This is a genomic window from Cupriavidus sp. WS (assembly GCF_000395345.1).
Classification (GTDB): Bacteria; Pseudomonadota; Gammaproteobacteria; order Burkholderiales; family Burkholderiaceae; genus Cupriavidus; species Cupriavidus basilensis_B.
This window is the reverse complement of the sequence record NZ_AQPL01000306.1, coordinates 1-10,962: the sequence shown is the minus strand read 5'-3', so window position 1 is coordinate 10,962 and position 10,962 is coordinate 1. Positions and strand designations below refer to the sequence as shown.

At 71.6% G+C, this 10,962-nt stretch carries 7 protein-coding genes and 1 pseudogene; 6 read left to right on the top strand and 2 right to left on the bottom strand.

Translation table 11 applies throughout. The features are described from left to right. Positions 1-355 (top strand): annotated as a pseudogene (locus K206_RS43830) (4-deoxy-4-formamido-L-arabinose-phosphoundecaprenol deformylase); the annotation flags it as partial. 105 nt (positions 356-460) lie between these two features. Here the strand turns inward: K206_RS43830 and K206_RS39085 are convergent. Continuing rightward, on the bottom strand, positions 461-2,650 hold the full coding sequence (locus tag K206_RS39085) for a heavy metal translocating P-type ATPase (protein ID WP_020204871.1): 2,190 nt from the start codon (positions 2,648-2,650) through the stop codon (positions 461-463). A 45-nt stretch (positions 2,651-2,695) separates the two neighbouring features. On the opposite strand from K206_RS39085, the gene K206_RS44760 reads away from it, so the two are divergent. From K206_RS44760 to K206_RS0123645, 5 genes are all read left to right on the top strand, one after another. Further along, entirely contained in the window at positions 2,696-2,974 is a 279-nt protein-coding gene (locus K206_RS44760) for a hypothetical protein (protein WP_020204870.1), read from the top strand. Positions 2,975-3,124: 150 nt separating this feature from the next. After that, entirely contained in the window at positions 3,125-3,520 is a 396-nt protein-coding gene (gene czcI / locus K206_RS0123660) for a cation efflux protein, CzcI family (RefSeq protein WP_020204869.1), read from the top strand. A gap of 74 nt (positions 3,521-3,594) precedes the next feature. Continuing rightward, entirely contained in the window at positions 3,595-4,863 is a 1,269-nt protein-coding gene (locus K206_RS0123655; RefSeq protein WP_029044003.1) for a TolC family protein, read from the top strand. An 18-nt stretch (positions 4,864-4,881) separates the two neighbouring features. Then, positions 4,882-6,435, top strand: a complete 1,554-nt coding sequence (locus K206_RS0123650) for an efflux RND transporter periplasmic adaptor subunit (protein ID WP_020204867.1) — start codon at positions 4,882-4,884, stop codon at positions 6,433-6,435. A 12-nt stretch (positions 6,436-6,447) separates the two neighbouring features. Next, positions 6,448-9,669, top strand: a complete 3,222-nt coding sequence (locus K206_RS0123645; RefSeq protein ID WP_020204866.1) for a CusA/CzcA family heavy metal efflux RND transporter — start codon at positions 6,448-6,450, stop codon at positions 9,667-9,669. 176 nt (positions 9,670-9,845) lie between these two features. On the opposite strand, the gene K206_RS39075 is transcribed toward K206_RS0123645, so the two are convergent. Further along, a partial coding sequence (locus tag K206_RS39075) for a heavy metal sensor histidine kinase (RefSeq protein ID WP_020204865.1) occupies positions 9,846-10,962 on the bottom strand: 1,117 nt, incomplete at its 5' end.

The following is a 10,962-nucleotide window of genomic DNA, read 5'->3' as shown; positions in this document are numbered from 1 at the left end:
GTATATCCCCACCGTGGACGGCGTGGCGCTGCGCCACGTGCAGATGCCCACCACGCTGCCCACGCTCGATGAACTCATCGGCGTGGACGGCCTGACCGAGGACAACGTCCACGAAGCCGTGCTGCGCCTGAGCGGCGACGGCCGCGACCACGTCTTCACGCTCCATACCGAACTCGAAGGCGGCAAGCTGGCGCCGGTGTTCAACCGGCTGCTGGACGGCTGGCGCGCGCAAGGCCACGAACTGGTGTCGATGGCCACGCTCTACCGGCATCTCGACCGGACCGCCTTGCCGCTGGCGCCGGTCACGTGGGGCGCCATCGAAGGCCGCAGCGGCGAATTGATCGTGCAGCCCTGAATACCGGCAACGCATCCGCATTGCCATCGGTTTGCTCCCCTCTCCCGTTTCATGGGAGAGGGGAAACTCCGTGCGGCAAAGCGAATTCCCCGGCTGGCTAATCCCTCACCCCCGCCCCGCCTTCGCCAGCCGCAGCCCGTTGAACACCACCAGCAGGCTCGCGCCCATGTCGGCGAACACGGCCATCCACATGGTGCCCAGGCCCGCCGCGGTCAGCGCGAGGAAGATCACCTTGATGCCGAGCGCCAGCGCGATGTTCTGCTTCAGGATGGCCGAGGTGCGCCGCGACAGCCGGATGAACGCGGGGATCTTGCGCAGGTCGTCGTCCATCAGCGCCACGTCGGCGGTCTCGATGGCGGTGTCGGTGCCGGCCGCGCCCATCGCGAAGCCGATGTCGGCGCGCGCCAGCGCGGGCGCGTCGTTGACGCCGTCGCCGACCATGCCCACCACCACGCGCCCGGCGCCGCCCGCGGCGCCTTCGCCGCCCTTCACGCTCAGCGCGGCGATGGCATCGGCCTTGTCCTGCGGCAACTGATTGCCGCGCGCCTCGTCGATCTGCACCTGCGCGGCGATGGCCTGCGCCGTGTGCGGGTTGTCGCCCGACAGCATCAGCGTGCGCACGCCCAGCGCGTGCAGCTCGGCCACGGCCTGGCGGCTGTGGTCCTTGACCGTGTCGGCCACGCCGAACAGGGCCTCGACACCGTGGTCGGCGCCCAGCACCACCACCGTCTTGCCTTGCCGCTCCAGCGCTTCCAGCGTGGCCTCCAACTCGGGCGAGCACAGCCCGCGGTCATGGATCAGGCGGTGGTTGCCGAGGTAATACGCGCGGCCGTTGACGGTGCCGCTCACGCCGTAGCCGGGCAGCGCCGCGAAGTCCCGCACGTCCAGCGGCGCGATGCCTTCGGCGCGCGCCGCGCTGGCCACCGCCATCGACACCGGATGGTCCGAGCGGCCGGCCAGGCTGGCCGCCACCGCGCGCGCCGCCGCGCTTGCCGCGGCGCCGCCCGCGGCGATCTCGCCAAGCGGCTGGAAGTCGGTCTGCGCGGGCTTGCCGTGCGTGATGGTGCCGGTCTTGTCCAGCGCCAGCCAGGCCAGGTCCTTGCCCTGCTCGAGATAGATCCCGCCCTTGATCAGGATGCCGCGCCGCGCCGCCGCGGCCAGGCCGCTGACGATCGTCACCGGCGTGGAGATCACCAGCGCGCACGGGCAGGCGATCACCAGCAGCACCAGCGCCTTGTAGATCCACGCGCTCCAGTCGCCGTCCAGCGCCAGCGGCGGCACCACCGCCACCAGCACCGCGCCGAGGAAGACCAGCGGCGTGTACACGCGCGCGAAGCGGTCGACGAAGCGCTGGGTGGGCGCGCGGCTGCCCTGCGCGGCCTCGACCGCGTGGATGATGCGCGCGAGCGTGGAGCCGCTGGCGGCGGCGGTCACTTCGTATTCCAGTTCGCCAGCCTGGTTGATGGTGCCGGCGAACAGCGCGTCGCCCACGCCCTTGTCCACCGGCACGCTCTCGCCGGTGATGGGCGCCTGGTCCAGCGTGGACTGGCCGCGCAGCACGCGGCCGTCGAGCGCCACGCGCTCGCCCGGGCGCAGCCGCACCAGCGCGCCGACGGCCACCGCGCGCGCGTCGACCGCCTGCCAGCTGCCGTCCGCCTGCCGCACCGTGGCCTGCTCGGGCGCCATCGCCATCAGGCCGCGCACGGCGTTGCGCGCGCGGTCCAGCGAGGCGGCCTCGATGCGCTCGGCCAGCGCGAACAACACCATCACCATCGCCGCTTCCGGCCACTGGCGGATCAGCATCGCGCCGGTCACGGCGATGCTCATCAGCGCGTTGATGTTCAGGTTGCCGTTGGACAGCGCGATCCAGCCCTTCTTGTACACGCCGAGGCCGGCGATGGCGACCGCCGCCAGCGCCAGCACCGGCGCCAGCCAGTCCTGCCCCGGCACCTGCAGCCAGCCCACCGCTTCCGCGCCCAGCGCCGCCGCGCCGGCCAGCGCCAGCGGCCACCAGGGCCTGGCGGCCTGCGGGGCGAGCTCGCCGGCCTGCTCCGAGAGCGGCTCGGCCTTCATGCCGAGGCTTTCGATGGCGCGCACCACTGGGTCCAGCGAATCCAGCGTGTGGTGCACCGTCAGCACGCGCTGCATCAGGTTGAACTGCAGCCCCGCCACGCCCGCCATGCTGCCGAGCTTGTTGCGGATCAGGGTTTCCTCGGTCGGGCAGTCCATCGCGTCGATGCGGTAGGTGGCCATCGCGGCGCCGGCCGGCACGTTGGCGGCGGGCGCGGGCGCCATGCCGGCCGAGGCGCATCCGCCGCCGCAGCAGGCGGACGCGCTGGCATGGCCGTGCGGCTGGCCTTGCGCGTGATCATGTGCGTGATCGTGCGCGTGCTGATGGTCCTGGCCGTGGTTGCTGTCGTGGTCGTGGTCGCAGCAATGCGCATGGCCATGCGCACGGTTTTCCGTCTGATCGTGCGCATGGTCATGGCGGTCGCCCTCCCGCTCGCGGACGGCGGTGTGGTCTGGCGTGGCGTCGGACATGGCGGTGCTCCCTGCTTTGTTGTGCTTGCCGTCCATTTAAGACCCTGGAGCGGCTACAGGGTCAAGCGCCGGAAGTGAATTGCCTGCCGCATGGCCTGTCGGGGAACCCTCGCCACGTTTCCCGCTCAAACCCGCCATTCCCGCCAGCCAGGGGACAAGACCCCGGCCGCATCTTGGTCATATCCTGGCCGTATCGCGGTCAAAGCCGCTGCCTATATAATCCGCCGCATGCGCCGTTTCCTGATCCTGCTGTTCGTGCTCCTGCTGCCGCTCCAGTTCGCCTGGGCGGGCGCCGCGGCCTATTGCAGCCATGACGGCCAGCAGGACCGCGCCGACGCGATCGGCGCGAAGTGGCATTTCGGCCATCACAGCCATGCCCACCACGGCGAAGCCGCCGACCACCGCGCCGCCGGTGACAAGGACAGCCAGGACGGCAGCGGCAAGACCAAGCTGCCCGACCTCGACTGCGCGGTCTGCCATTTCGCCGGCGCGCAGCTCGTGCTGCCCGACTTCTCCGGCGCCGGCGCGCACTTCGGGGTAGCGATCAGCTACCACGCGCTGGCCCCGTCCTTCCTCTCCGCGCCGGGCACCACGCCCGACCGCCCCCAGTGGCCGTCCGCCTGACCGGCGAGACGACCCCACTCCTTTCCAGACTCCCGTCTCGCCGAGCTTCCCTGGTCTTTTTCCGGTGAAATTCGATGAGAACACTTGTGATGCCGCTCGGGCTGGCGGCAGCTTTGCTCAGTCCCGCCGTGCCCGCCCAGGGCGCGGCGCCCGCCGCCATGCCCGCCATGCTGCCAGCGCCGCAGGCCGAGGAAGCCGCCGGCCCGCTGACGCTGGACGACGCCCTCGCGCTGGCAAGCGCGCGCAGCTTCACGCTGTCGGCCGCCGGCCATGAGCTCGATGCCGCCGAGGGCGGCATCATGCAGGCCCGCGTCCTGCCCAACCCCGAGGTCGCCGTCCTGCTCGAGGACAACCGCCGCGACACCCGCACCACCACCGCGCAGATCAACCTGCCCATCGAGCTCGGCGGCAAGCGCGCGGCGCGCATCGGCGCGGCGCAGAAGGCGCGCGAGCTGGCGCAGTCCCGGCTCGGCGCGGCGCATGCCGGCCTGCGCGCGGCCGTGGTCGGCGGCTTTTTCGGCGTGGTCGTCGCGCAGGAGCGCCTCAAGCTGGCGCGCGGCGCGGCCGAGATCGCCGCCAAGGGCGCGCAGGCCGCGGCGCGCCGCGTGGCGGCCGGCAAGATCGCCCCGCTGGAGGAAAGCAAGGCGCGCGTCGAGCAGGCCAACGCCGAACTGGAGGTGGCCGACGCCGAGGCCGGGCTGGCCGCCGCGCGCCTGTCGCTGGCCAACCTGTGGGGCAGCGGCGAGGCCCGCTTCAGCGAGGCCGCCGGCAACCTCGACGCGCTGCCCGCGCGCCCCGACACCACCAGCCTGATGCAGGCGCTCGACAGCGCGCCCGAACTGCTCAGCAGCCGGCTCGAACTCGAGCGGCGCCAGGCCGTGATCGGCGTGGAGCGCAGCCGCCAGTACCCCGACCTGACCCTGAGCCTGGGCAGCAAGCGCGACAACGGCGCGGAGCGCGGCACCATGCCGGTGGTCGGCGTGGCCCTGCCGCTGCCGCTGTTCGACCGCAACCAGGGCAATCTCTACGCCGCCACGCGCCAGGCCGACAAGGCCGCCGACGAATACCGCGCCACCCAGGTGCGCCTGTCCGGCGAACTGCAGCAGGCCGCGCAGCAGCTGACGGTGTCGCGCGCCTCGGCGCAGGCGCTGCGCGGCACCGTGCTGCCCGCCGCACAGCAGGCCTACGAGGCCGCCACGCGCGGCTTCGAGGCCGGCAAGTTCAATTTCCTCGACGTGCTCGATGCGCAGCGCACCTGGTTCCAGGCGCGCGTGCGCTATCTCGGCGTGGTCGCCAGCGCCTACCAGGCCGCCACCACCATCGACCGCATTCTCGGCCGCTAGCGCCAAAGGAACCCCATCATGGCAATCAACACAAAACAGAAAACCGCCGTCGCCGTCATCCTCGCCGGCGGCGCGCTGGCCGGCGCGGCGCTGATCTTCGCCGGGCGCGGCAGCGATACCGGCGCGCACGGCGGCGACACCCACGCGGAAGCCGCCGCCCACGGCGACAGCGACGGCAACGGCGAAAACCACGACAGCACCGCCGGCCCCAACGGCGGCCAGCTGTTCCGGCAGGGCGACGCCGTTGTCGAAGTGCTGGTGGCCGAAGCCGGCCCCGGCGAAGGCGGCTCGCGCCTGCGGCTCTGGGCCTCGCGCGCGGGCCAGCCGCTCGCGCCCGCCGGCGTCAAGGCCGCCGGCGAACTGCGGCGGCTGACCGGCGAGCGCGAGCGCCTCGCCTTCGCGCCGGCCCAGGCCTACCTGCAAAGCGCGGCGGCCATCGGCGAGCCGCACGCCTTCGAAGCCAGCCTCGACGTGACCCTGCCCGGCGCGAGCGCTCCGCTTGCCATCAAGCTGCGCAAGGAGGAAGGCCTGGTCGAGATGACGCCCGCGCAGATCCAGGGCGCGGGCCTGACGCTGCAAGGCGCCGGCCCGGCCCGCATCGAAGGCACCGTGTCCTTCCCCGGCGAGATCCGCTTCAACGAAGACCGCACCGCGCACGTGGTGCCGCGCGTGGCCGGCGTGGTCGAAGGCGTGTCCGCCAACCTGGGCCAGCAGGTGCGCAAGGGCGACCTGCTGGCGGTGCTGGCCAGCACCACGCTGTCGGACCAGCGCAGCGAGCTGCTGGCCGCGCAGAAGCGCCTGGAACTGGCCGAGACGACCTTCCGGCGCGAGAAGAAGCTGTGGGAGGACAAGATCTCCGCCGAGCAGGACTACCTGGCCGCGCGCACCGCGCTGCAGGAAGCCCGCATCGCCACGCAGAATGCCGCGCAGAAGCTCACCGCCATCGGCGCGTCCGGCAGCGCGGGCGGCGGCACGGACAACGCGCGCGCGCTCAACCGCTTCGAGCTGCGCGCGCCGTTCGACGGCACCGTGGTGGAAAAGCATCTCGCGCTCGGCGAAGCCGTGGCCGCCGACGCCAACGTCTTCACCATCTCCGACCTGAGCACCGTGTGGGCCGAGTTCGTGATCGCGCCCAAGGACCTCGACCGCGTGCGCGTGGGCGAGAAGGTGCGCATCGCCTCGACCGCGTTCGACGGCAAGGCCGAAGGCACGGTCTCCTACGTCGGCTCGCTGCTGGGCCAGCAGACCCGCACGGCCACCGCGCGCGTGACCCTGGCCAACCCCAAGATGGCCTGGCGCCCGGGGCTGTTCGTCACCGTGGGCGTGACGGATTCCAGCGCCGAGGTGCCGGTCGCCATCGACGCGCAGGCGCTGCAGAGCCACGGCGACCAGCAGGTGGTGTTCGTCGCCGTGCCGGGCGGCTTCCTGGCGCAGCCGGTCAAGACCGGGCGCGGCGACGGCAGGCTGGTCGAGATCACCGAGGGCATGCGGGCCGGCTGGCAGTACGTGGCCGGCAACAGCTTCATGGTCAAGGCGGAACTCGGCAAGGCCGGCGCCGAGCACAGCCACTAAGCGGAGACCGACATGTTCGAACGACTGATCCGCTTCGCCATCGCGCAGCGCTGGCTGGTGCTGCTGGCCGTGCTGGCCATCGCCGCGCTCGGCGCGTACAACTACAGCCGGCTGCCGATCGACGCCGTGCCCGACATCACCAACGTGCAGGTGCAGATCAACACCGCCGCGCCCGGCTATTCGCCGCTGGAGGCCGAGCAGCGCGTGACCTACCCGATCGAGACCGCCATGTCCGGCCTGCCCGGGCTGGAGCAGACCCGCTCGCTGTCGCGCTACGGACTGTCGCAGGTCACGGTGATCTTCAAGGACGGCACCGACATCTACTTCGCGCGCCAGCTGGTCAACCAGCGCATCCAGGAGGCCGCGCGCAACCTGCCGCCGGGCGTGGCGCCGCAGATGGGCCCGATCTCCACCGGCCTCGGCGAGATCTACCTGTGGACCGTGGAAGCCGAGGACGGCGCCAGGAAGCCCGACGGCGGCGCCTACACGCCGACCGACCTGCGCGAGATCCAGGACTGGGTCATCAAGCCGCAGCTGCGCACCGTGCCCGGCGTGACCGAGATCAACTCCATCGGCGGCTTCGCCAAGGAATACCTGGTGGCGCCCAGTCCCGAGCGCCTGGCCTCCTACGGCCTGAGCCTGCAGGACGTGGTGGCCGCGCTGGAGAAGAACAACGCCAACGTGGGCGCCGGCTACATCGAGCGGCGCGGCGAGCAGTACCTGGTGCGCGCGCCGGGACAGGTCAGGTCGGTCGACGACATCCGCGAGATCATCGTCGGCAGCGCGCAGGGCCAGCCGATCCGCATCCGCGACCTGGCCGAGGTCGGCATCGGCCGCGAGCTGCGCACGGGCGCGGCCACCGACAACGGGCGCGAGGTGGTGCTGGGCACCGTCTTCATGCTGATCGGCGAGAACAGCCGGGCCGTGTCGCAGGCGGTGGACAAGCGCATGGCGGCCATCAACCGCTCGCTGCCGGCGGGCGTCAAGGCCGTCACCGTATATGACCGCACCCTGCTGGTGGACCGCGCCATCGCCACCGTCAAGAAGAACCTGATCGAGGGCGCGGCGCTGGTCGTGGTGATCCTGTTCCTGTTCCTCGGCAACCTGCGCGCGGCGGTGATCACCGCGCTGGTGATCCCGCTGTCGATGCTGTTTACCTTCACCGGCATGGTGACGTACAAGATCAGCGCCAACCTGATGAGCCTGGGCGCGCTGGACTTCGGCATCATCATCGACGGCGCGGTGGTCATCGTCGAGAACTGCGTGCGCCGCCTCGCCCACGCGCGCCAGCGCCACGGCAGGCCGCTCACGCGCGGCGAGCGCTTCCACGAAGTGTTCGCGGCCTCGCAGGAGGCGCGTCGGGCGCTGGTGTTCGGCCAGTTCATCATCATGATCGTCTACATCCCGATCTTCGCGCTCACCGGCGTGGAGGGCAAGATGTTCCACCCGATGGCCATGACCGTGGTGCTGGCGCTGGCCGGCGCGATGATCCTGTCGGTGACGTTCGTGCCGGCGGCAGTGGCGCTGTTCATCGGCGACAAGGTGGCCGAGAAGGAAAACCGCCTGATGCTGTGGGCCCGGCGCGCCTACGCGCCGCTGCTCGGCAAGACCCTGGCCAACACGCCGGTGGTGCTGGCCTTCGCCGCGGTGGCCGTGCTGCTCAGCGGGCTGGTGGCCACGCGCCTGGGCAGCGAGTTCATCCCCAACCTCAACGAAGGCGACTTCGCCGTGCAGGCGCTGCGCATCCCGGGCACCAGCCTGACGCAGTCGCTCGCCATGCAGCAGCAGATCGAGACCCGGCTCAAGGAGAAATTCCCCGAGATCGAGCGCGTCTTCGCCCGCACCGGCACCGCCGAGATCGCCTCGGATCCGATGCCGCCCAATGCGTCCGACGGCTACATCATGCTCAGGCCGCGCGCGCAGTGGTCCGATCCGGGCAAGACGCGCGAGCAGCTGCTGGCGCAGATGGAGGCCGAACTGGAAACCATCCCCGGCAACAAGTACGAGTTCTCGCAGCCGATCCAGTTGCGCTTCAACGAACTGATCTCCGGCGTGCGCAGCGACGTCGCCGTCAAGATCTTCGGCGACGACAACCAGGTGCTGGAGGACACCGCGCAGAAGGTCGCCGGCGTGCTGCGCGGCATCCCCGGCGCGGCCGAGGTCAAGGTCGAGCAGACCAGCGGCCTGCCGGTGCTCACGGTGGACGTGGACCGCGCCCGCGCGGCGCGCTACGGCCTCAACATGACCGACGTGCAGGACACCGTGGCCATCGCCGTGGGCGGGCGCGACGCGGGCATCTTCTTCCAGGGCGACCGCCGCTTCAACATCGGCGTGCGCCTGCCCGAAGGCATCCGCGCCGACGTCGAGGCGCTGCGCCGCCTGCCCATCCCGCTGCCGCGCGGCGGCGCCGCGCGCAACGGCGAGGCCGCGCCGGCCAGCTACATCCCGCTCGGCGAGATCGCCACGCTCACGCTCGCGCCCGGTCCCAACCAGGTCTCGCGCGAGAACGGCAAGCGCCGCATCGTGGTCAGCGCCAACGTGCGCGGCAGCGACGTGGGCAGCTTCGTCCCCGCGGCCATGAGCGCGCTCGACCGCCAGGTCAAGGTCCCGGCCGGCTACTGGATCACCTGGGGCGGCACCTTCGAGCAGCTGCAGTCCGCCACCACGCGCCTGCAGATCGTGGTGCCGGTGGCGCTGCTGATGGTGTTCGTGCTGCTGTTCGCCATGTTCGGCAACGTGCGCGACGGCCTGCTGGTGTTCACCGGCATCCCGTTCGCGCTGACCGGCGGCATCCTCGCGCTGTGGCTACGCGGCATCCCGCTGTCGATCTCGGCCGCGGTCGGCTTCATCGCCCTGTCCGGCGTGGCCGTGCTCAACGGGCTGGTGATGCTGTCGTTCATCCGCAGCCTGCGCGAGGAAGGCAAGCCGCTCGACGAAGCCATCCGCACCGGCGCCCTCACGCGGCTGCGCCCGGTGCTGATGACCGCGCTGGTGGCCTCGCTCGGTTTCATCCCGATGGCCATCGCCACCGGCACCGGCGCGGAAGTGCAGCGGCCGCTGGCCACGGTGGTGATCGGCGGCATCCTGTCGTCCACCGCGCTCACGCTGCTGGTGCTGCCGGTGCTGTACCGGCTGGCGCACCGGCGCGAGGCGGAGCAGGAGGGAGAACAGGATGTGGAACAGCAGGACGGCGGCGGCGAGGCGGAAACCGGCGCGGCGCGGTTGCCAGCGTGACGGCGTGACGGCGTGGGGGGCCGCGCAAGGTGGCTCCTGACTGCCAGCAGCGCTCCGCATGCCGAAGGTTTGCTCCCCTCTCCCATGCAATGGGAGAGGGGAGAACACAGCCGGTGGGCCGGTCTTGTCGACAGCGCCGAGCCAACGCGACGCCTCGCCTTAGTTTCAACCCCGCCCTACCCGCCCACGCGCTGCGCCAGCACGTTCACGACCGGGAACGACAGTTCCAGCACCGTTTCGCCGGGCAGGCTGCGCACGCTGACGCTGCCGCCGTGCAGGCGCATGATGGTGTCGACGATCGCCAGCCCCAGGCCGGCGGAGGACGAGGAATTGCTGCGCGCGGGATCGCCGCGGTAGAAGCGGCCGAACACGTGCGGCAGCGCTTCGGGCGGGATGCCGGCGCCGCCGTTGCCGACGCGGATGGTGGTCGCGGCGCTGCCGGCCGCCACGCGGATGTCGACGGCACTGCCGGCCGGCGCGTGGCGCAGCGCATTGTCGACGAGGTTGGTCACGGCGCGGCGCAGCAGGGTCTGGTCGGCGCGCACCGTGCCCTGCCCGCTCAGCCGCAGCTTGATGTCGCGGTCGGCGGCCACGGCCTCGAAGTATTCGGCGACCTTGTCGAGCTCGGCGCGCGCGTCGAGCTCGCGCACGTTCATGGCGACCTGGGCATGGTCGGCGCGCGCCAGGAACAGCATGTTCTCGATCATGCGGGCCAGGCGCTCGTATTCCTCGAGATTGGATTCGAGCAGGCTCTCGTATTCCTGCACCGTGCGGTTCTGCCCGAGCGTGACCTGGGTCTGGCCGATGAGGTTGCTGATGGGCGTGCGGAAATCGTGCGCGAGGTCGGCGGAGAAGTCGGACAGGCGCTGGAAGCCGTCTTCGAGACGAGCCAGCATGTCGTTGAGCGCGTCCACCAGCACGCGCAGCTCGGACGGCGCCTGCCCGGCGTCGAGCCGGGTGGCGAGCCGGCTCACGGTCACGGCCGAGGCGTCCTCGGCCATGCGCCGCAGCGGGCGCAGGCCGCGCCGCGCCAGCACGCAGCCGAGGCCGGCGGCGGCCGCGGCGCCGCACAGCGTGGCCCACAGCATCTGCGACTGGTAGGCCTTCATCAGGGCGGCGCGGTAGCCGGCGTCGCGCAGCACCACGATCTCGACGGTGCGCTCGCTGTCGCCCAGCTGGCCGAGCGCGGCGATGCCGCGCGAGGCCACGCCGTTGCGGGGATACCAGGTATGCAGCCGCGACTTGTCCGGCGTGGTGGCCGCGGGCAGCACCGGCAGCGCCGGCACCGGCTCC

Excerpts from the sequence above, each read along its gene's own strand:
- K206_RS0123655 (WP_029044003.1), top strand. The coding sequence starts at position 3,595 with ATGAGAACACTTGTGATGCCGCTCGGGCTGGCGGCAGCTTTGCTCAGT.
- czcI (WP_020204869.1), top strand. The coding sequence starts at position 3,125 with ATGCGCCGTTTCCTGATCCTGCTGTTCGTGCTCCTGCTGCCGCTCCAG.
- K206_RS39085 (WP_020204871.1), bottom strand. The coding sequence starts at position 2,650 with ATGGCGCCCGCGCCCGCCGCCAACGTGCCGGCCGGCGCCGCGATGGCC.
- K206_RS44760 (WP_020204870.1), top strand. The coding sequence starts at position 2,696 with ATGGCCGTGCGGCTGGCCTTGCGCGTGATCATGTGCGTGATCGTGCGC.
- K206_RS0123650 (WP_020204867.1), top strand. The coding sequence starts at position 4,882 with ATGGCAATCAACACAAAACAGAAAACCGCCGTCGCCGTCATCCTCGCC.
- K206_RS0123645 (WP_020204866.1), top strand. The coding sequence starts at position 6,448 with ATGTTCGAACGACTGATCCGCTTCGCCATCGCGCAGCGCTGGCTGGTG.